We start from the raw sequence: 20865 nt of genomic DNA, 5'->3' as shown, positions 1-20865 counted from the left end.
CATGGCGCGAACTCCTGTTGGGCCGGGGGATGGCGTCTATGCTAGGCGGGGTGCGCTGTTCTGCCTCGTTGATCCTGCTGATCAACCTGATAGAGAGTTCGAAGCTTGGTTCGTGGCCGATGGCCATTGATGCAGATCAGGGGAACCCCGATCGCGTTCGGGCAGTCTTCCCCTTCAGGATTCTCCGCCCAACCTGCCTAGGAGGCATGTCATGTTCCGTAAACTCGCCGCTGTATCCCTGCTTGGCCTGTTCAGTGCCCCGCTGCTGGCCGCCGAATGCTCCGTGGACATCCAGGGCAACGACCAGATGCAGTTCAGCACCAACGCCATCAGCGTCGACAAGAGCTGCAAGACTTTCACCGTGAACCTGTCCCACCCGGGCAGCCTGCCGAAGAACGTCATGGGCCATAACTGGGTCCTGACCACCGCCGCCGACATGCAGGGCGTGGTGACCGATGGCATGGCCGCCGGCCTGGACAAGAACTACGTGAAAGAAGGCGACACCCGCGTCATCGCCCACACCAAGATCATCGGCTCCGGCGAGAAGGACTCGGTGACCTTCGACGTGTCCAAGCTGAAGGCCGGTGATGAATATGCCTTCTTCTGCTCCTTCCCGGGCCACTCGGCCATGATGAAGGGCACCCTGGCCGTCAAGTGATCCGGCTTTCGCTCGAAAGCTGGATGACCGCAAGAAGCCCGACCTCTGGTTGGGCTTTTTCTTTGACGCTTTTCATTTAAAAAAACGGCGCTAGGGTGTCCTTGGTTGAAATCGTAACGGGGGACCCATGTACCACGGTGAACGCTTTAACGCCTGGACCCACCTGATCGGCGCCGTGCTGGCGCTGGTGGGCGGCATCTGGCTGCTGGTGGCGACCAGCCTGGTGGGCGAGCCGCTGCGCATCGTCAGCGTGGCGGTGTATGGCACGACCTTGACGATGCTCTACAGCATTTCCACGCTCTACCACAGCGTGCGGGGGCGGGCGAAAGTCATCCTGCGCAAGCTCGACCACCTGTCCATCTACCTGCTGATCGCGGGAAGCTACACGCCCTTCTGCCTGGTGACGCTCAAGGGGCCCTGGGGCTGGACGCTGTTCGGCATCGTCTGGTCGATGGCGGTGATCGGCATGCTGCAGGAAATCAAGCCGCGCTCCGAAGCGCGGGTGCTGTCGATCATCATCTACGCGGTGATGGGCTGGATCGTGCTGATCGCGGTCGGGCCGCTATACCGGGCGCTGGGCGGCGCCGGATTTGCCTGGCTGGTGGGCGGCGGTGCCTGCTACACCATCGGCATCATCTTCTTCGCCTACGACAGCCGGTTCCGCCACTGGCACGGCATCTGGCACCTGTTCGTGATTGCCGGCAGCCTGCTGCACTTCATCGCCATCTGGCGCTACGTCATTCCACAGCATTGAGCCGAGCGGCGCGGGAACTTCCCGCGCCGCTGCCGGCCTCACGGCGCGATGGGCAGCGCGCGCTTGTGGCGGGTCTTCTCGAAGGTGCGGACGATGATGTCGAAGGCTTCCTGGCCGACATCCTGGCCGTGCAGGAAGGCGTCGATTTCCTTGTAGGTCACGCCGTGGGCATGCTCGTCCGGCTTGCCCGGGGCGAGGTCCTCGAGGTCGGCGGTCGGCACTTTCTCCACCAGGTTTTCCGGCGCGCCCAGGCTGCGGGCGATGCTGCGTACCTGGTTCTTCACCAGGCCGCTGAGCGGAGCGAGGTCGCAGGCGCCGTCGCCGAACTTGGTGAAGAAGCCCATGACCGCCTCGGCGGCGTGATCGGTGCCCACGACCAGGCCGGCGCGGGCGTTGGCGATGGTGTACTGGGCGACCATGCGGATGCGCGCCTTGGTGTTGCCCAGGGCGAAGTCGCGGGTGGCCGGAGCCAGGCCTTCCAGAGCTTGCGTCTGCGCGGCCAGCGCCTGCACCGACGGGCCGATGTTGACGGTATGGCGCTCGTCCGGGGCGATCACGTCCACCGAGTCCTGGGCGTCCTGTTCATCGCCCTGCACGTTGTAGGGCAGGCGCACGGCGAGGAAGCGGTAGTCCTGGTTGCCGGTCTCGGCGCGCAGGCCTTCCACGGCGCGCTGGCAGAGCATGCCGGCGGTGAGCGAGTCGACGCCGCCGCTGATGCCCAGCACCAGGGTCTTCATGCCGGAATTCTTCAGGCAATCCTGGATGAAGCGGATGCGCCGCTGGATCTCGGCCTGCAGCTCGGCGTCGGACTGGAAGGGCGGCTGCACGTTGAGTTCTCTGGCGATGGCGGCCTGTCTGTCTTTCATCGGAAGGGCTCCTGTCGGGGGCGGAATGGGATGGCTACGCCACCTTGAAGACGTGGCGCAGGTAGGCGACGAAGTTCTCGTCGCGGCATTGGGTCTTGCCCGGCGTGTCGGAGATCTTCGCCACCGGGTGGCCGTTGCAGGCCGTCATCTTGAGCACGATGTTCATCGGTTCCACCCCGGGGATGTCGCAGGTCAGGTTGGTACCGATGCCGAAACTGACGTTGATCTTGCCACGCAATGCGCGGAAGAGCTGCAACGCCTTGGGCATGTCGAGGCCGTCGGAGAACACCAGGGTCTTGGTCATCGGGTCGATTCCCAGGCGGCGGTAGTGCGCGATGGCCTTCTCGGCCCAGACCAGCGGATCGCCCGAGTCGTGGCGCAGGCCATCGAAGAGCTTGGCGAAGTAGAGGTCGAAGTCGCTGAGGAAGGCGTCCATGGTGATGCAGTCGGTCAGGGCGATGCCCAGCTGGCCGCGGTACTCGCGAACCCAGCAGTCCAGCGCGGCGATCTGGCTGTCGATCAGCCGCGGGCCGAGCTGCTGGTGCGCCATCAGCCATTCGTGGGCCATGGTGCCGATGGGTTTCACGTCGAACTCGCGGGCCAGGTGCACGTTGCTGGTACCGACGAAGCGGCCGGGGAAGTCGCGCTTGAGGATGTGCACGACCTCTTCCTGGGTGCGGTAGGAGAAGCGCCGGCGGGTGCCGAAATCGGCCACCTGGAATTCCCTGAGTTCCTCCTCGCTGGCATTGCCGGCGAGCCAGTCGAGCTTGCGGTAGAGCTGCTCGCCGACCTGCTCCAGCACCACCTCGCGGTAGCGATAGCGGTTGCGCACTTCGCTGACGATGGCCAGCAGCGGCACCTCGAAGAGGATCACGTGCAGCCACGGCCCGCGCAGGCGGATGGCCAGCTGGCCGTCCTCGATGCTGGTGTGCACGTAGCGCAGGTTGAAGCGGAACAGGCTCAGGAAGCGGATGAAGTCCGGCTTGATGAACGGGATGCGTTCGAGGAAGGCCAACTGGTCCGGCGTGGCTTCCAGCTCGGCCAGGCGCTCGATCTGGTAGCGGATTTCCGCCAGGTACGGGCGCAGGTCCTCGGCGTTGCGGCAGCGGAACTCCCACTCCACCTCGGCGTTGGGGTAGTTGTGCAGCACCGCCTGCATCATCGTCAGCTTGTAGAAGTCGGTATCCAGCAGGTTCTGCACGATGCTGTCGGCAAACACGCTCTCGGCCATGTTCAGTTCTCCCTGATGCCCGCAAGGGCTGTATCCAATTCGTACTCGTCCGCGCAGAGAGTCACTCCCGCGTTGCGCATCTCGGCGCAGGCTGCGTTCGCGGTCTCCTGCGCGATGGCGCGGCAGGCCGGCAGGTACAGCAGCACCTGGAAACCGGCGCGGCGCAATTGCAGCGCGGTGGTCTTCACGCAGTAGTCCAGCGCCAGGCCGCCGACCAGCACGTGGCTGACCGAGTTCTGCCGCAAATATTCGATCACGCCCGTGCTGCGCCGTTCAGCCAGATCGTGGTAGCAGGCGCCGTAGGGGTGCAGGTCCGGCTCCACGCCCTTCCAGATGAAGAAGTCGTAGTCCATCGGCCTGGGCAATTCGTCCAGCAGCTCGAAACCCGGCGTGCCCGGCACGCAGTGGCTGACCCAGGTGAGGTCGGCGTTGGGCAGGGACAGCGGCTGCAGCATCTGTGCCGGCTCGTTCACCACCCAGGGGGCGGTGGGGCTGTGGGCGTCCTTGCTGCCCAGGCGCAGGCTGGCGCGCTCGGCCATCAGGTTGAGGGCACCGCCGATGGCGTCACCACCGGGTACCGGCAGTTCATTGGGGCAGAGCGGGGTGAAGCTCTTCTGGGCGTCTACATCGAAGCTGGCGATCAGGTTCATGGAAGCCTCCGCTTGACCGTTGGTGGCCTGTCGTGGCTACATAATTCATGACGTGAAATAAGTCGTCAAGCAGAAAGATAGAAAATTTCGCGAGGTGGAAGATGCTTTCTGTACATGGTGAAATAAGTCGCAGGGCTTCCTCCGGCGAGGAAGCCTGTAAGGAGCATCGATGAGTACCGCTGAAGTGCTGGCCTCCGTGGATATCGTGGCGCTGCGCCTGAACCCCGAGCGTGGGCTGGAATTGCTGCTGATCCGCCGCGCCCAGGCGCCGTTCGAGGGGCAGTGGGCGCTGCCCGGCGTGCTGATCAATGGCCGCTGCGCCGATCATGGCCTGGACGACGCCGCCCTGCGAGCGTTGCGCGAGAAGGCGCGGGTGCAGCCGGCTTACATGGAGCAGGTGGCGACCGTGGGCAATGCGGTGCGCGACCCGCGCGGCTGGTCGCTGAGCGTGCTCTATCTGGTGCTGGTGGCCCCGCAGACCGAGCTGGCTGCCGACGACCTGGATTTCGTGCCGCTGGAGGCCGTGCGTGGCGAGCGCTTCGCCTTGCCGTTCGACCACACTCAACTGGTCCAGCAGGCCTGCGAGCGGCTGGCTGGCAAGTCGGTTTACAGCGCGCTGCCACTGCACCTGCTGCCGGAGCGCTTCACCGTGGCGGAGGCGTTGAAGGCCTTCGAGTGGTCCATCGGTGAGGAAATCCAGCATTCCAGCCTGCGCGGAAGGCTGGAGCGGATGAAGGCGGCGGGCTGGGTGGAAGACACCGGCGAACGCCACCAGCCGCCAATGGGCCGGCCGCAGCATGTTCTGCGCTTCACGCCGCAGGGGGATGGGGCGTTCGTGTTTGATCGGAGTTTGTTGGTTTAGGTGTTTTCGGGGGAGTTGGGAGCTGGGCGTTCCCTCTCCCTAACCCTCTCCCTGAAGGGAGAGGGGACTGACTTGGCGCAAGAGGTGATTTTACGAAGTTAGATGGAAACACCAGAGTACTAAGCGCTACCGATGGCTGCGGTGGCACGAAAACTCCCTCTCCCTTCAGGGAGAGGGCTGGGGAGAGGGTGCTCCCGGCCACCCGAAAATCACCGCTCCAGCCGCTCCCCGATCCACTCCACGAACGCCCGGACCTTGGGCACCGCCGCCGCATGCTCGGGGTACGCCAGGTAGTAGCCGCTGCGGCTCTGCAGGCCGTGTTCCCAGGCGATCACCAGTTTGCCCTCGTTGAGCTCCTCTTCCACCAGGAAGCGCGGCAGCAGCGCCACGCCGCAGCCGGCTTGCGCGGCGCGGATGCACATGTAGAAGGTGTCGAAGCGCGGTCCGTGGTAGCTGTGCTCGCTGTGCCGGCCAAGGCTGAGGAACCATTCGTGCCAGGCTTCCTGGCGCGTGGCGTTCTGCAACAGCACGAGGTCCGCCAGCTGGGTCGGGTCGCTCAGCGGCTGCGTCGGCAGGATCGCCGGTGAGCAGACCGGCACCATCTCCTCGCCGAACAATGCCACGCATTCCGCGCCGGGCAGGGTGCCGGCGCCGAAGAAGAACGCGATGTCGCAGCGCGATTGCAGCAGGTCGCTCGGCTCCAGCTCCTGGCGCAGGTCCAAGTGGATATTCGGATGGCGATGACGCCAACCGTTCAGTCGCGGGATCAGCCAGCGCGCGCCGAAGGTCGGCGGCGTGGCCACGCGCAGGACCTCGGTTTCGCCGCCGTAGGACAGCAGGTAGTGGGTGGACATCTCCACCTGCGTGAGGATCTTGCGCACTTCCACCAGGTACAGGTCGCCCGCCGGGGTCAGTTGCAGGCGGCGACGCACGCGGCGGAACAGCAGGTGCTGGAGCATTTCCTCCAGCTGCGCCACCTGTTTGCTGACGGCGCTCTGGGTCAGGTTCAGCTCTTCGGAGGCGCGGGTGAAACTCAGGTGCCGCGCCACCGCTTCGAAGCATTGCAGGGCGGTCATGGACGGCAGGTGGCGTTTGCTCAGCATGGTGGGCAGTTCATGAATTTACGGAATGATGTGCATAGGAAACGTCGTTTGTTGTGCCTCGGCAAGCCGTTTATTACTGCTGGCATTCCAATGGGTTATCGCAATGACACAGGAGTCCGCATGATTTCCGCACTGCTCGAATCCCTCGGCGTCGACGTCAGCCTCTACACCGGCGGCGATCAGGTCATCCACTCTCCCATCGATGGCAGCCGCCTGGGCGCGGTGCGCCTGGAAAGCGCCGCCGAGGTGGAGCAGAAGATCGGCCGCGCCGCGCACGCCTTCGAAGCCTGGCGCAAGGTGCCGGCGCCGCGTCGCGGTGAGCTGGTGCGCCTGTTCGGCGAGGAGCTGCGGGCGAGCAAGACGGTACTCGGCGAACTGGTGTCCTGGGAGGCCGGCAAGATCACCCAGGAGGGCCTGGGCGAAGTGCAGGAGATGATCGACATCTGCGATTTCGCCGTCGGCCTGTCGCGCCAGCTCTACGGCCTGACCATCGCCTCCGAGCGCCCCGGCCACCATATGCGCGAGACCTGGCATCCGCTCGGCGTGGTCGGGGTGATCAGCGCCTTCAACTTCCCGGTCGCGGTGTGGTCGTGGAACACCGCGCTGGCGCTGGTCTGCGGCAACCCGGTGGTGTGGAAACCGTCGGAGAAGACCCCGCTCACCGCGCTGGCCTGCCAGGCGCTGTTCGAGCGTGCGCTGGAGAAATTCGGCGATGCGCCGGACTACCTCAGCCAGGTGGTGATCGGCGATCGCAGCGCCGGCGAGGCACTGGTGGACGACGTGCGCGTCGCCCTGGTCAGCGCCACCGGCAGCACCCGCATGGGCCGTGAAGTCGGTCCGCGCGTGGCGGCCCGTTTCGGTCGCAGCATCCTCGAGCTGGGCGGCAACAACGCGATGATCCTGGCGCCCAGCGCCGACCTCGACATGGCCGTGCGTGCCGTGCTGTTCAGCGCCGTCGGCACCGCCGGGCAACGCTGCACCACCCTGCGCCGGCTGATCGCCCACGAGTCGGTGAAGGACGAGTTCGTCAGCCGCCTGAAGACCGCCTACGCCAAGGTTCGCATCGGCCATCCGCTGGAAGGCAACCTGGTCGGCCCGCTGATCGACGAGCGCAGCTTCCTGGCCATGCAGGGTGCGCTGGAGCAGGCGCGCGGCGAAGGCGGCGTGGTGTTCGGCGGCGAGCGCCAGCTGGCCGACAAATTCCCCGAGGCCTATTACGTTTCGCCGGCGATCGTCGAGATGCCCGAGCAGAGCGACGTGGTGCGCAGCGAGACCTTCGCGCCGATCCTCTACGTGGTGCCCTACAAGGACTTCAATGACGCGCTGGCACTGAACAACGGCGTGCCCCAGGGCCTGTCGTCGTGCATCTTCACCACCGACCTGCGCGAGGCGGAAGCCTTCATCTCGGCGGTGGGCAGCGACTGCGGCATCGCCAACGTCAACATCGGCCCCAGCGGCGCGGAAATCGGCGGCGCCTTCGGCGGCGAGAAGGAAACCGGTGGCGGTCGCGAGTCCGGCTCCGACGCCTGGAAGGCCTACATGCGCCGGCAGACCAACACCGTGAACTACTCGCGGGAACTGCCGCTGGCGCAGGGCATAGTCTTCGACTGAGGCTGCCAGGCTGCTCTTTGTAGGAGCGAGCTTGCTCGCGAACGGAGTCCGGTTGGGCTTCAGCGTCATGCGGTTCGCGAGCAAGCTCGCTCCTACAGCAATTCCGGCTCACACGGTGGGCCTGCAACACCGAGTCATTCACAAAGGTTCGCGTAGAAGGATCGCTGGATGTCGCTTCGCCAAGAGTGTCTGTGGGAACACCTGACTCCCGACCGCCCGGAAGCTCCGGAGCTGCGCGGGGATCGCAAGGTCGACGTGTGTGTCATCGGCGCGGGCTTCACCGGCCTGTCCGCCGCGCTGCATCTGCTGGAGCGCGGCCAGCAGGTCTGCGTGCTGGAGGCCCACACCACCGGGCATGGCGGCTCGGGGCGCAACGTCGGGCTGGTCAACGCCGGCCTGTGGATTCCCCCGGACGAGATCGAGGCAGGCATGGGCGCGGAGATCGGGCAGCGGGTCAACCGGATGCTCGGCAATGCGCCCTCGCTGGTGTTCTCCCTGATCGACAAGTACCGCATCGACTGCCAGGCACGCCGTGAAGGCACGCTGCACATGGCACACAACGCCCGCGGCCTGGCGGACCTGCGCAGCCGCTGCGAGCAATGGGGGCGCCGTGGCGCGCCGGTGGAACTGCTCACCGGCACCGATTGCGAGCAGGCCTGCGGGACCGACAAGATCGCCGGCGCGCTGCTCGATCGCCGTGCCGGCACGCTCAACCCCATGGCCTACGTCAGCGGCCTGGCCCGTGCGGTGGTTGGCCTGGGCGGCGAGCTGTACCACCATTCCCCGGTGGTTGGCCTGGTGCGCGTGGGCAGCGCGTGGAACGTGATCACCGCCGGTGGCGTGGTAACCGCCGACAAGGTGGTGATCGCCTCCAGCGCCTACACCGAAGGCGAGTGGACGCAACTGCGCCGCACCTTCTTCCCCGGCTACTACTACCAGGTGGCTTCGCGTCCGCTGGAGAGCGCCGAGGCTGCACGCATCCTGCCGGGCGGGCAGGGCTCCTGGGATACCCGCCAGGTGCTCAGCAGCATCCGCCGCGACGCCGACGGCCGCCTGCTGCTCGGCAGCCTCGGCAAGGGCACCGGCAAGCCGGCGTGGTTCCTCAAGAGCTGGGCCGACCGCATCCAGCAGCACTACTTCCCCAGGCTGGGCAAGGTGGACTGGGAATTCACCTGGACCGGCTGCATCGATTTCACCCCCGACCACCTCATGCGCCTGTTCGAGCCGGCGCCGGGGCTGGTTGCCATGAGCGGCTACAACGGTCGTGGCGTCACTACCGGCACGGTGGTGGGCAAGGCCTTCGCCGACTTCCTGCTGGATGGCGATGCCAGCGCCTTGCCGATGCCGCTCAGGCCCATGGAGGAAATTTCTGCCGTGGGACTACGCAGCTGTCTGTACGAAGCCGGCTTCTCCCTCTACCACGCCGGGCAATGCCTGCGGGTGGTGATCTGAGGCACTTCAAGCCGGGGCGGGCGCCGCCCCGGTTTGACCCACCAACGCTCGCTGCACTTTGGTCTAGCCTCTTATGGTGCGTTACCCCGACGGGTCTGCACCGCGGATGTGCAGTTCGGTGACAGCAATGGTTACGGTTGGGGTTGCGCCTGTGGTAGCTGGAAAAAGCCAGCCCACGGGGAGATGGGTTGCACCCTTCTATCCAGTTGGTTGCACCTGCTGCTTTCAATGGGTTGCACGTGTCTAGCACTTGATGTCTGCCAGCTCGAGCTGTTTTCGCTGTAGGACTTGGTTAATAACAAAAACGAATGGCACGCCGCTTGCTGTTGATTAATCGCTTAGTCATTGAATCGCTATACGAGAGATCGCCAACAAGAAACACAACGCGCCATTACAAAAACCCTCAGGAGCAAAACTCCATGTCGCAGAAGATTTTCAGAAAAGGCTTTCTGGCTCTGGCGGTAACCACCGCACTGGGCATGTCTTCCGTAGTGCAGGCCGATGTCGTCATCGGCGTCGCGGGTCCGCATACCGGGGCCAACGCCTCGTTCGGTGAACAGTACTGGCGCGGCGCCAATATGGCCGCCGACGCGATCAACGCCGCGGGGGGCGTCAACGGGGAAAAGATCAAGCTGGTGAAGGCCGACGACGCCTGTGAGCCGAAGCAGGCCGTGGCCGTCGCCAACCGCCTGGTCGACCAGGACAAGGCCATCGGCGTAGTGGGCCACTTCTGCTCCTCCAACACCATCCCCGCCTCCGAGGTGTACGACGAGGCCGGGCTGATCACCATCACCCCCGGCTCGACCAACCCGAAAGTCACCGAACGCGGGCTCGCCGGCATGTTCCGCATGTGCGGCCGCGACGACCAGCAGGGCGTGGTGGCGGGCAACTACATCGTCAACGTGCTCAAGGCCAAGAAGGTCGCGGTGATCCACGACAAGGACACCTACGGCCAGGGCCTGGCCGATGCGACCAAGGCGCAGCTGAACAAGCTGGGCGTCACCGAAGTGCTCTACGAGGGCCTGACCCGCGGCGAGAAGGACTTCAACGCCCTGGTCACCAAGATCCGTTCCTCCGGCGCGGAAGTGGTGTTCTTCGGCGGCCTGCACCCCGAAGCCGGCCCGCTGGTCCGGCAGATGCGCGAGCAGGGCCTGACCACCGTGTTCTTCTCCGATGACGGCATCGTCACCGACGAACTGGTGACCACCGCCGGCGGCCCGCAGTACACCAAGGACGTGCTGATGACCTTCGGCGCCGACCCGCGCCTGATTCCCGAAGGCAAGGCCGTGGTGGACAAGTTCCGCGCCAGCGGCTTCGAGCCCGAGGGCTACACCCTCTATGCGTACGCCTCCCTGCAGGCGCTGGCCGCTGCCTTCAACGGCGCGGGCAAGAACGATCCCCAGGCGGCCAGCAAGTGGCTGCACACCCATCCGGTCGACACCGTCATGGGCAAGAAGGAGTGGGACGAGAAGGGCGACCTGAAGGTCTCCGACTATGTCGTCTACCAGTGGGACGACAAGGGCAAGTACCACCAGTTGGAGAAACAGAAGTAAGGGGCCGGCTCCTGTCGAGGGCCCCCGGCTGCAGCGACCAGGCCCGCCTGGTCGCTGCAGCGGGCCTTGCTGCAGCGATTGCGCACCCCGTGTGATTGGCCGGCGCCGCCACGAGCGGTGCCGGTATCCCCGCAGGTCGGCGCCTGCCCGGCGACGGTCACGAGCCGTTCAGCCCGCTTGCCGCCCGCCTTCCCTGCCCTGTCTGTGTGAGTACCCAATCGTGGACGGTATCTTCCTCCAGCAAATGATCAACGGGCTGACCCTCGGGTCGGTCTACGGCCTGATCGCCATCGGCTACACGATGGTCTACGGCATCATCGGCATGATCAACTTCGCCCACGGCGAGGTTTACATGATCTCCGCCTACCTCTCGGCCGTGGCCCTGGCGCTGCTGGCCTTCTTCGGCCTTGAGTCGTTCCCGCTGCTGATCCTCGGCACCCTGGTCTTCACCATCTTCGTCACCGGCGTCTATGGCTGGGTGATCGAGCGCATCGCCTACAAGCCGCTGCGCAATTCCACGCGCCTGGCTCCGCTGATCTCCGCCATCGGCATGTCGCTGATCCTGCAGAACTACGTGCAGCTGGCCCAGGGCCCGCGCCAGCAAGGCGTGCCCACGCTGCTCGACGGCGCCTTCAAGTTCCATATCGGCGAAGGCTTCGTGCAGCTGACCTACACCAAGGTGTTCATCCTCATCGCCGCCTTCGTCGGCATGGCGGTGCTGACCTACGTCATCCAGTACACCAGGCTGGGGCGCATGTGCCGCGCCACCCAGCAGGACCGCAAGATGGCCTCGATCCTGGGGATCAACACCGACCGGGTGATCTCCTACGTGTTCATCATCGGCGCTGCCATGGCCGCGCTGGCCGGCGTGCTGATCACCATGAACTACGGCACCTTCGACTTCTACGCCGGCTTCATCATCGGCATCAAGGCGTTCACCGCCGCGGTGCTCGGCGGCATCGGCTCGCTGCCCGGCGCCATGCTCGGCGGGCTGATCCTCGGCGTGGCCGAGGCGCAGTTCTCGGGCATGGTGAACACCGACTTCAAGGACGTGTTCGCCTTCGGCCTGCTGGTGACCATCCTGATCTTCCGGCCGCAAGGGCTCCTGGGGCGTCCCCAGGTGTCGAAGGTGTAAGCATGATGTCCACAACCCAGACCTCAGCCGCGCCGAAACCCGCGCGCATCGATATCAGGAAGAGCCTCGTCGACACCATCCTGGCCGGCTTGATCGCCCTGATCGTGTTCGGCCCCATCGTCGGCGTGGTGCTCGACGGCTACAGCTTCAAGCTCGAACCGGTGCGCCTCGCCTGGATGATCGGCGCAGTGATGCTCGGCCGCCTGCTGCTCAGCCTGTACCTGCAGACACCGGCAGGCCTGCGCATCATGGACCGCTTCGAAAGCTCCGACTCGGGCATCAGCGTGCTGCCGCCGGGCTACAAGACGCGCCTGCGCTGGATAGTCCCGCTGGTGATCCTCGCCGCGGTGATCTTCCCGTTCTTCGCCAGCAAGTACCTGCTCACCGTGATCATCCTCGGCCTGATCTACGTGCTGCTGGGCCTGGGCCTGAACATCGTGGTCGGCCTCGCCGGCCTGCTGGACCTCGGCTACGTGGCCTTCTACGCCATCGGCGCCTACGGGCTTGCGCTGGGCTACCAGTACCTGGGCCTGGGCTTCTGGACGGTGCTGCCACTGGCGGCGCTCACCGCCGCGTTGGCGGGTGCGCTGCTGGGCTTCCCTGTGCTGCGCATGCACGGTGACTACCTGGCCATCGTGACCCTGGGCTTCGGCGAGATCATCCGCCTGATCCTCAACAACTGGCTGTCCTTCACCGGCGGCCCGAACGGCATGCCGGTGCCGTCGCCGACCTTCTTCGGCCTCGAGTTCGGCCGCCGGGCGAAGGAGGGCGGGACGCCGATCCACGAGTTCCTCGGCATCGAGTACAACCAGAACTTCAAGTTCCTGTTCATCTACGTGGTGCTCTTCCTGGTGGTGCTGCTGGTGCTCTACATCAAGCACCGGCTGACCCGCATGCCGGTCGGCCGCGCCTGGGAAGCGCTGCGCGAGGACGAGATTGCCTGCCGCGCCATGGGCCTGAACCACGTGCTGGTGAAGCTCTCGGCGTTCATGCTCGGCGCCTCAACCGCTGGCCTGGCCGGGGTGTTCTTCGCCAGTTACCAGGGCTTCGTCAACCCGTCGTCCTTCACCTTCTTCGAGTCGGCGCTGATCCTCGCCATCGTGGTGCTGGGCGGCATGGGCTCGACGGTGGGCGTGGTGATCGCCGCCTTCGTCCTCACCGTGGCGCCGGAGCTGCTGCGCAGCTTCGCCGACTACCGCGTGCTGCTGTTCGGCATCCTCATGGTGCTGATGATGATCTGGCGTCCGCGCGGGCTGATCCGCATCAGCCGCTCGGGCTTCGCCGTACGCAAGGGGGTGGCGCCATGAGTGGTGACAAGATCCTCAGCGTCGAGCACCTGATGATGCACTTCGGCGGCATCAAGGCGCTCAACGACGTCAACCTCGACGTGGAGCGCGGCTCCATCACCGCGCTGATCGGCCCCAACGGCGCCGGCAAGACCACGGTGTTCAACTGCCTCACCGGCTTCTACAAGGCCACCGGCGGCAACATCCTCCTCAACACCCAGGGCGGCACCACCGACGTCATCAAGGTGCTCGGCCAGCCGTTCCAGGGCGGCGACTTCGTCAATCCGGCGCAGTTCGGCAACCGCCTCTACTACAAGATGTTCGGCGGCACCCACCTGGTGAACCGCGCGGGGCTGGCGCGCACCTTCCAGAACATCCGGCTGTTCCGCGAGATGTCGGTGGTGGAGAACCTGCTGGTGGCCCAGCACATGTTCGTCAACCGCAACCTCATCGCCGGCGTGCTCAACACCCCCGGCTACCGCCGCGCGGAAAGCGAAGCGCTGGACCACGCCTTCTACTGGCTGGAAGTGGTGGACCTGGTGGATTGCGCCAACCGCCTGGCCGGCGAGATGTCCTACGGGCAGCAACGCCGCCTGGAGATCGCCCGCGCCATGTGCACCCGGCCCGAGCTGATCTGCCTCGACGAACCCGCCGCCGGCCTCAACCCGGCCGAGACCCAGGCGCTGGCGCGCATCGTGCGCTACCTGCGCGACCACCACGGCATCACCGTGCTGCTGATCGAGCACGACATGGGCATGGTGATGAACATCTCCGACCACATCATCGTGCTCGATCACGGCGTGGTCATCGCCCGTGGCGCACCGGACGAGATCCGCCACAACGACAAGGTAATCGCCGCCTATCTCGGCGCGGACGAAGAGGAGCTGGCATGACGGCGCCGATGTTGGAATTCCGTGAGGTCGATGTGTTCTACGGGCCGATCCAGGCGCTGAAGAAAGTCTCGCTGACCGTGGGCGAAGGGGAAACCGTGGCGCTGATCGGCGCCAACGGCGCGGGCAAGTCCACCCTGCTGATGTCGATCTTCGGCCAGCCGCGCGCGGCCAGTGGCGCGATTCTCTACAAGGGCCAGGACATTCGCCAGAAGTCCGCGCACTACGTGGCCTCCAACGGCATCGCGCAGTCGCCGGAGGGGCGCCGGGTGTTCCCCGACATGAGCGTGGAGGAGAACCTGCTGATGGGCACCATTCCCGTCGGCATGGAGCATGCGCAGGAGGACATGCAGCGCATGTTCGACCTCTTCCCGCGGCTGAAGGAGCGGCGCAACCAGCGCGCCATGACCATGTCCGGCGGCGAGCAGCAGATGCTCGCCATCGCCCGCGCGCTGATGAGCCGGCCCAAGCTGCTGCTGCTCGACGAACCCTCGCTCGGTCTTGCGCCCATCGTGGTCAAGCAGATCTTCCAGACCCTGCGCGAGCTGGCCAGGAGCGGGATGACGCTGTTCCTGGTGGAGCAGAACGCCAACCACGCGCTGAAGCTCTCCGACCGCGGCTACGTGATGGTCAACGGCGAGATCCGCCTGAGTGGTACGGGGGCGGAGCTGCTGGGCAACCAGGAAGTTCGCAACGCGTACCTGGGCGGGCACTGACACCGGTGCTCTTCGTAGGACCTAGGGGGACGCCTAGTCCTTGCTCGCGAACATCTCCGCAGCGGGGCTTGTTCTGTTCGCCTCCCGCCCTCTCCCTAACCCTCTCCCTGAAGGGAGAGGGGACTGTCCAGTGTCAGGCGAGCTTCCGTGCTAGCCGAAAACGCCGGACGGCTCCCTCTCCCTTCAGGGAGAGGGCGGGGGAGAGGGGCTTTCAATCTGCGTACGAGGTCTCCATGCACGACCTTAAATTCCTCACCAACGCCGACGTCGCCCAACGCCTGGGTTATCCCCAACTGATCGAAGCCCTGCGCATCGGCCTCGCCGGAGCCTGCGAAGCCCCGGTGCGCAGCTGCCATGAACTGCCCGGCAACGCCTCGCTGCTGACCATGCCGGTGTGGCGGCCGGGGCAGGATATCGGCGTGAAACTGGTCACCGTGTTCCCCGACAACGGCGCGAAGAACCTGCCGGCCGTGGGCGCGCTGTTCTGCCTGTTCGATGGCGAAACCGGGCGCCCGCTGGCCATGCTCGAAGCCTCGGAAATGACTGCCCGACGCACCGCCTGCACCTCCGCGCTGGCCGCCGATTACCTGGTGCGCCGCGATGCGCGCCGGCTGCTGGTGGTCGGTAGCGGCACCCTGGCGCCGCACATGGTTCGCGCCCACTGCTCGGTGCGCGAATACGAGGACATCGCTCTCTGGGGCCGCCAGGAAGACAAGGTCAATGCGCTGGTGAAGCAACTGCAGGACGAAGGCTTTCCCGTCCACGCCTGCACCGATCTGCGCGGTGGCGTGGCAGCGGCGGACTGCATCAGCTGCGTCACCACCTCGCGCGAGCCCATCGTCCAGGGCGCCTGGCTGCGCTCGGGCTGCCACCTTGATCTGGTCGGCGCCTTCCTGCCCAGCATGCGTGAGACCGACAGCGAAGCCGTGCGTCGTGCGCGCATCGTGGTCGATACCCGCGAAGGTGCATTGGAAGAGGCGGGCGACCTGCTGATCCCCATCAGCGAAGGCATGATCGATGAGGGCGCCATCGACTGGCAGTTGGCCGACCTCCTGGGCGGTCGCGGCGCACGCCAGGACGACAGCGAGATCACCCTGTTCAAGTCCGTGGGTTATGCACTGGAAGACCTGATCGCAGCGCGCCTGCTGCTTGCCCTGAATTAATCCAGGAAATCTGTGGGCGGGCCTGTGGATAACCTCTGGGAGAACCGCGTCGGGCCCCATGGCCCCAGGCTCCGCCCAGGGCGGTCGATTTCTGTTCGATCAGCCTGCAACCCCTGTATGGATGGACAGGTACGGCTACACGGAAAAGTTCCGCAGTGCCGATAGTTGTCCCCGCCCGCCGTTGAAAGACTTGTGGATAACCTTGGGAAGAACTTCTCCAGCGCAGCGGCGACGGGGCCTGCGGCGGGGCGCTCGAAAATCGTCCAGCGGCAAACCCTTGTGCCGCTTGCCCACAGAATCCGTGGAGCAGCCTGTGGAAAAGGTGGGTGCAATTCGCGCAGGGCTTGCAGCCACGGGGCTTTCAAGCGGCTGTGCGGGTTTTATCCAGCACGGCTGTAACGCAACGCGGCCGGTTCGGGCTGTTATGCTCGACCGACCGACAAGAACACGCGCGGCACGATTCCCCGGCACGCACCGGCGACGGCGGCGCCCCGTTAGAGGACCTCTGCGATGACCACTCCCACTCTGTTCATTACCGGCGCCACCTCAGGCTTCGGCGAAGCCTGTGCGCGGCGTTTCGCCCGTGATGGCTGGTCGCTGGTGATCACCGGCCGCCGCGAGGAGCGCCTGAATGCGCTGGCCCAGGAGCTTTCCGAGGAGACCGACGTGCTGCCGCTGGTGCTCGACGTGCGCGACCGCGCGGCGATGACCGCCGCCGTGGACAGCCTGCCGGAGAAGTTCGCCAGGCTACGCGGCCTGATAAACAACGCCGGCCTGGCCCTGGGCGCCGACCCCGCGCAGAACTGCGAGCTGGATGACTGGGACACCATGGTGGACACCAACATCAAGGGCCTGATGTACGCCACCCGCCTGCTGCTGCCGCGGCTGATCGCCCATGGCCCGGGCGCGAGCATCCTCAACCTGGGTTCGGTGGCCGGCCACTGGCCCTATCCGGGCGGCCACGTGTACGGCGCGACCAAGGCCTTCGTCGAGCAGTTCTCGCTTAACCTGCGCTGCGACCTGCAAGGCACCGGCGTGCGCGTCACCAACCTGGAACCGGGCATGTGCGAGAGCGAATTCTCCCTGGTGCGCTTCGGCGGCGACCAGGCGAAGTACGACAAGACCTACGCCGGCGCCGAGCCTATCCAGTCCGCGGACATCGCCGAGACCATCCACTGGATCATGAACCAGCCGCCGCACATCAACATCAATACCCTGGAGATCATGCCGGTAAGCCAGTCCTGGGCGGGGTTTGCAGTGCATCGCAAGGGCTGATCCCCAAGCAGGAGGTCTTGGTGTTGTAGGAGCGAGCTTGCTCGCGAATCCGTCCCGCTGCGAGGTTGTTCGCGAGCAAGCTCGCTCCTACAGGGTTCGGATTTTGTGCGATGTGGAACTGACGAAGTCCGCCGCTCCTACGTTCAGCCCGCGAGCAACCAGGCTCCCGCACCTGCCGAAGCCAGCCCGGCGAAACGCACCAGCGGCGCGGCGGCCTGGGGCAGCAGGCGCACGATGCCGTAACCCGCCGCATGCAGCGCGGCGGTCGCGCCAACGAAGCCGGCGGCATACAGCCAGGGGCTGCTCAGCTCCGGCAGTTCCAGCCCGTGGGCCACGCCGTGGGCAAGGGCGAACAGTGCGGTCGCGCCCATGGCCAGGAACAGCGGCGGACGCACCGCCAGGGCGACGCACAGGCCCAGCGCCAGCACGGAAGCGGCGATGCCGGTTTCCATGAACGGCATCTGCATCCCCTCGAAGCCCAGCAAACCGCCGATCAGCATGGTGACGACGAAGGTGCACGGCAGCGCCAGTCGCGCCGCGCCTTGCTGTTGTGCGGCCCAGAGGCCGACGGCGAGCATCGCCAGCAGGTGGTCGAGGCCGGTGACGGGATGGGCGATGCCGGCGATCAGGCCGTGGTCGCCGTGGCCCGGATGGGCGAAGGCCACGGCCGGGGTGAGGAACAGCGCCAGGCTGTAGAGGGCTTTGCGCAGTTGCATGGAAGACTCCCTGGTTCTGGTGATGAAGCGTCGTGGGGCGGCCGGCATCCGTGGCCGCGTAGAAGGCATCAGGCGGCGGTGAGCAGGCCCTGGCGTTCGATGAAGGTGATGATCTCGGCCAGGCCCTGGCCGGTCTTCTGGTTGCTGAACACGAAGGGTTTTTCACCGCGCATGCGCGTGGCGTCCTGGTCCATCACTTCCAGCGAGGCGCCCACCAGCGGGGCCAGGTCGATCTTGTTGATCACCAGCAGGTCGGATTTGCAGATGCCCGGCCCGCCCTTGCGCGGGATCTTGTCGCCGGCGGACACGTCGATCACGTAGAGGGTCAGGTCCGACAGCTCGGGGCTGAAAGTGGCCGAGAGGTTGTCGCCGCCGGACTCCACCAGGATCAGGTCGAGGCCGGGGAAGCGGCGGTTGAGCTGGTCCACGGCCTCCAGGTTGATCGAGGCGTCCTCGCGGATCGCCGTGTGCGGGCAGCCGCCGGTTTCCACGCCGATGATCCGCTCCGGCTCCAGCGCCTCGTTGCGTACCAGGAACTGCGCGTCTTCCTGGGTGTAGATGTCGTTGGTGACCACGGCGATGTTGTAGCGCTGGCGCAGGGCGCGGCACAGCGCCAGGGTCAGGGCGGTCTTGCCGGAGCCCACCGGGCCGCCGATGCCGACGCGAAGAGGTTGAGAGTTCATGGCAGTTCTCCTAGGAGCGGAACAGACGGCTGTATTGGGTTTCGTGGTTCATGCAGGCCAGCGCGAGACCGAAGGGCGCGCCGCCGTGGGGATCGTTTTCCAGCGCGACGCGGCAGGCGGTGTCGAGGTCGGGAAGCAGTTGCGAGGTGAGCTTCTGCGCGGCCAGCTGGCCCAGCGGCAGGGTCTTCATCAGAACCGCCAGCTGGTTTTCCAGCCAGCTCCACAGCCAGGCGCCAAGGGCCTGCTCGGGAGAGAGCGCCCAGGCCCGCGCGGCCAATGCCCAGGCGGCGGCGAAGGAGGGTTCGGCTTGCTCGCAAAGCCACTGGCGCGCGGGTTGGTCCAGCTCGGGCAGCGCTTCGAGCAACTGGCCGAGGGAGAAGCCCATCTGCCGGTTCTCCAGGCCCAGCTCGCGGGTCTCGCGGCTGGCGCGATGGCGCTCGGCAGCGTCGCGCATGGCGCCCCAGTCAGCGTTCTGCGCAGCGCGCAGCAGCTCCGCCAGCAGCGGGCCTTCGAAGCGGGCGAGGTTCAGGTGCAACTGGTCGGCAAGCCAGGTGCGGGCGTCGTCGGCGTCCTTCACCAGGCCCTGGTCGATGGCGCTTTCCAGGCCCTGGGAATAGCTGTAGCCGCCGATGGGCAACTGTGGACTGGCCAGGCGCAGCAGGGCCCAGACGCTCGAAGACTCAGCCATGGGCGACGGCCTGTGCTGGTACGCCGATCCCACCCCTCTCCCTCCGGGAGAGGGGTGGGGAGAGGGTGTTGATCCAGCGCCCGATACTCACAAACGCACCCCGAACTGGTGCAGTTTCGGCGCGTAATTGAACTGCTCCTCGCCGTGATGCGAATGGTGATGGCCGCCGCCGTAGGCGCCATGCTCGGGCTGGAAGGGGGCTTCGATGGCCTCCACCGTGGCGCCTAGCTGATCGAGCATGGCCTTGAGCACGTAGTCATCGAGCAGGCGCAGCCAGCCTTCGCCGACCTGCAGGGCGACGTGGCGGTTGCCCAGGTGGTACGCCGCGCGGTTCAGCTCGCGGGCGTTGGCGCAGGTGACGTGCAGCAGCTTTTCCGGCGCAGCGCAGACGCGCACCACGCGGCCATCCTTGGCCAGCAGGCACTCGCCATCGGCCAGCGGCGACTGGCCGCGTTCGAGGAACAGGCCGACCTCTTCGCCGCTGCTGGTGAAGCAGCGCAGGCGGCTCTTGCTGCGCGCCTCGTAGTTCAGGCGCAGCTCGGCGTCCCACTGTTCGCGGGGTTCGATTCGTTGGTGGATGACCAGCATGGCAGCGTCCGGCAGTAGCAATGGCGGTGCTACAGCAAGGGGCTTGCCAGCCGGCACGTGCGCCAGTGCGGGTGCGGGTTGCAGCGCTTGTCCGAGCGATCAGGATTGGCGTGGGCGCGCAAGGATGGTGCGCACGAAAACGGTGCGCACCAAGGCGGGGCAGACTTGCTTTTTTTGTAGGAGCGAGGGGGACGCCATCGTTATTGCTCGCGAACAGAGGCCGCTGCGGGACTGGTTCGCGAGCAAGCTCGCTCCTACAGGGATACCCGGTGCTCGGATCAGTGCGTAGGAGAGTTCGTCAGGGCCTCGAGCCGATCCCGGTCCAGTGCTTGGCGCCGATCATGATGAAGCGCAGCTGCTGGGTGATCTTGGCCTGCGGCGAGAGGTGCGTCGGCAGGCTGTCGGCGGGCGGGTCGATCAGTTCGGGCAGGGTGGCGAACACGGTCTTCACCACCAGGTCGGCGATTACGTCGATGTCCTGCGTACTGAGGTGCGGCAGCTTGTTGAGCAGCGCCAAGTCAGCGGCCAGATCATCGGTGATGCGCTGGCGCAGCTCGCCCACGGCCTGGCGGATCGGGTGCGAGCCGCCGTATTGCTCGCGGGCGAGGAAGAGGAACTGGGCGCGGTTGGCGGTGACGGCATCGAGGAAGATGCGCACCGAGGCCTCGATCACCCCGCCCAGTTCGAACTCGTTGTGGCGCACCACGCGCAGGGTTTCGCGGAAGGTCTCGTCGACGTCGGCGACCAGCGCGAGGCCGAGCTGGTCCATGTCGACGAAGTGCCGGTAGAAACCCGCCGGGACTATGCCGGCCGTCTTCGCCACTTCGCGCAGGCTCAGGGTGCCGAAACCGCGGCCGCTGTCCATCAGGCTGCGCGCGGCGTCCATCAGGGCCAGGCGGGTCTGTTGTTTCTGTTCGGCGCGGGGAGTGGACATACGGCGGTGCTATCCAGGGCGAAGGCGCAGGCACTCTAGCAAAAGCCGGTC

General features: G+C 66.0%; 21 protein-coding genes. 12 read left to right on the top strand and 9 right to left on the bottom strand.

From position 1 onward, the window contains the following. Window positions 1-211: 211 nt before the first annotated feature. Complete coding sequence (gene azu / locus ACCC94_RS06060; protein ID WP_045216277.1) at window positions 212-658, top strand: azurin; 447 nt, start codon at window positions 212-214, stop codon at window positions 656-658. A 127-nt stretch (window positions 659-785) separates the two neighbouring features. After that, the gene (trhA, locus tag ACCC94_RS06055; RefSeq protein WP_192434151.1) at window positions 786-1412 is read left to right on the top strand and encodes a PAQR family membrane homeostasis protein TrhA; all 627 of its coding nucleotides are present in this window, start codon (window positions 786-788) and stop codon (window positions 1410-1412) included. Window positions 1413-1450: 38 nt separating this feature from the next. Here the strand turns inward: trhA and nadE are convergent, their stop codons facing one another. Genes nadE through ACCC94_RS06040 form a run of 3 tightly spaced genes read right to left on the bottom strand, consistent with a single transcriptional unit; the run spans window position 1451 to window position 4159 of the window. After that, window positions 1451-2278, bottom strand: coding sequence for an ammonia-dependent NAD(+) synthetase (gene nadE, locus ACCC94_RS06050; RefSeq protein ID WP_413348478.1), 828 nt, complete (start codon window positions 2276-2278; stop codon window positions 1451-1453). A 34-nt stretch (window positions 2279-2312) separates the two neighbouring features. Then, entirely contained in the window at window positions 2313-3509 is a 1197-nt protein-coding gene (pncB, locus tag ACCC94_RS06045) for a nicotinate phosphoribosyltransferase (RefSeq protein ID WP_413348477.1), read from the bottom strand. A gap of 2 nt (window positions 3510-3511) precedes the next feature. Further along, window positions 3512-4159, bottom strand: coding sequence for a nicotinamidase (locus ACCC94_RS06040; RefSeq protein ID WP_413348476.1), 648 nt, complete (start codon window positions 4157-4159; stop codon window positions 3512-3514). A gap of 169 nt (window positions 4160-4328) precedes the next feature. On the opposite strand from ACCC94_RS06040, the gene ACCC94_RS06035 reads away from it, so the two are divergent. Beyond that, window positions 4329-5021, top strand: a complete 693-nt coding sequence (locus tag ACCC94_RS06035; protein WP_413348475.1) for an NUDIX hydrolase — start codon at window positions 4329-4331, stop codon at window positions 5019-5021. A gap of 209 nt (window positions 5022-5230) precedes the next feature. Here the strand turns inward: ACCC94_RS06035 and ACCC94_RS06030 are convergent, their stop codons facing one another. Beyond that, complete coding sequence (locus tag ACCC94_RS06030; RefSeq protein WP_413348474.1) at window positions 5231-6124, bottom strand: LysR family transcriptional regulator; 894 nt, start codon at window positions 6122-6124, stop codon at window positions 5231-5233. A 120-nt stretch (window positions 6125-6244) separates the two neighbouring features. Here ACCC94_RS06030 and ACCC94_RS06025 point away from each other — a divergent pair, with 120 nt between their 5' ends. The 9 genes from ACCC94_RS06025 (at window position 6245) to ACCC94_RS05985 (ending at window position 17205) form a co-directional block, all read left to right on the top strand. Then, window positions 6245-7735, top strand: a complete 1491-nt coding sequence (locus ACCC94_RS06025) for an aldehyde dehydrogenase family protein (protein ID WP_413348473.1) — start codon at window positions 6245-6247, stop codon at window positions 7733-7735. Between the two features lie 168 nt (window positions 7736-7903). Continuing rightward, window positions 7904-9187 carry an NAD(P)/FAD-dependent oxidoreductase gene (locus tag ACCC94_RS06020; protein ID WP_413348472.1) on the top strand — a complete coding sequence of 428 codons (1284 nt, stop codon included), beginning with the start codon at window positions 7904-7906 and terminating at the stop codon, window positions 9185-9187. A 419-nt stretch (window positions 9188-9606) separates the two neighbouring features. Continuing rightward, complete coding sequence (locus ACCC94_RS06015; RefSeq protein ID WP_413348471.1) at window positions 9607-10740, top strand: branched-chain amino acid ABC transporter substrate-binding protein; 1134 nt, start codon at window positions 9607-9609, stop codon at window positions 10738-10740. 220 nt (window positions 10741-10960) lie between these two features. Next, window positions 10961-11875, top strand: a complete 915-nt coding sequence (locus tag ACCC94_RS06010; RefSeq protein ID WP_026078950.1) for an ABC transporter permease subunit — start codon at window positions 10961-10963, stop codon at window positions 11873-11875. Window positions 11876-11877: 2 nt separating this feature from the next. Then, a complete protein-coding gene (gene livM, locus ACCC94_RS06005) occupies window positions 11878-13182 on the top strand; it encodes a high-affinity branched-chain amino acid ABC transporter permease LivM (RefSeq protein WP_413348470.1) in 1305 nt (434 codons plus the stop codon). Continuing rightward, complete coding sequence (locus ACCC94_RS06000) at window positions 13179-14054, top strand: ABC transporter ATP-binding protein (protein WP_413348469.1); 876 nt, start codon at window positions 13179-13181, stop codon at window positions 14052-14054. Before livM ends, ACCC94_RS06000 begins: the two co-directional genes overlap by 4 nt. Further along, window positions 14051-14767: an ABC transporter ATP-binding protein gene (locus ACCC94_RS05995; protein WP_413348468.1), complete on the top strand. Its 717-nt coding sequence runs from the start codon at window positions 14051-14053 to the stop codon at window positions 14765-14767. Before ACCC94_RS06000 ends, ACCC94_RS05995 begins: the two co-directional genes overlap by 4 nt. Window positions 14768-15000: 233 nt before the next feature. Then, the gene (locus ACCC94_RS05990; protein ID WP_413348467.1) at window positions 15001-15930 is read left to right on the top strand and encodes an ornithine cyclodeaminase family protein; all 930 of its coding nucleotides are present in this window, start codon (window positions 15001-15003) and stop codon (window positions 15928-15930) included. 510 nt (window positions 15931-16440) lie between these two features. After that, entirely contained in the window at window positions 16441-17205 is a 765-nt protein-coding gene (locus ACCC94_RS05985) for an SDR family oxidoreductase (RefSeq protein ID WP_413348466.1), read from the top strand. A gap of 143 nt (window positions 17206-17348) precedes the next feature. Here the strand turns inward: ACCC94_RS05985 and ACCC94_RS05980 are convergent, their stop codons facing one another. From ACCC94_RS05980 to ACCC94_RS05960, 5 genes are all read right to left on the bottom strand, one after another. Next, window positions 17349-17921 (bottom strand): HupE/UreJ family protein, encoded by a 573-nt coding sequence (locus ACCC94_RS05980; RefSeq protein ID WP_413348465.1) that lies wholly within the window; start codon window positions 17919-17921, stop codon window positions 17349-17351. A gap of 68 nt (window positions 17922-17989) precedes the next feature. Further along, window positions 17990-18604 (bottom strand): urease accessory protein UreG, encoded by a 615-nt coding sequence (gene ureG, locus ACCC94_RS05975; protein ID WP_413348464.1) that lies wholly within the window; start codon window positions 18602-18604, stop codon window positions 17990-17992. Between the two features lie 10 nt (window positions 18605-18614). Further along, window positions 18615-19292, bottom strand: a complete 678-nt coding sequence (locus ACCC94_RS05970) for an urease accessory protein UreF (protein ID WP_413348463.1) — start codon at window positions 19290-19292, stop codon at window positions 18615-18617. 87 nt (window positions 19293-19379) lie between these two features. Then, entirely contained in the window at window positions 19380-19880 is a 501-nt protein-coding gene (ureE, locus tag ACCC94_RS05965) for an urease accessory protein UreE (RefSeq protein ID WP_413348462.1), read from the bottom strand. A gap of 298 nt (window positions 19881-20178) precedes the next feature. Beyond that, the gene (locus ACCC94_RS05960; RefSeq protein WP_413348461.1) at window positions 20179-20814 is read right to left on the bottom strand and encodes a TetR family transcriptional regulator; all 636 of its coding nucleotides are present in this window, start codon (window positions 20812-20814) and stop codon (window positions 20179-20181) included. Between the last annotated feature and the right edge of the window lie 51 nt (window positions 20815-20865).

Source organism: Pseudomonas sp. Pseusp97 (assembly GCF_047304025.1).
GTDB lineage: Bacteria > Pseudomonadota > Gammaproteobacteria > Pseudomonadales > Pseudomonadaceae > Pseudomonas.
Note: the sequence above shows the minus strand (reverse complement) of the source record. Positions and strands in the feature narration are given on the sequence as shown.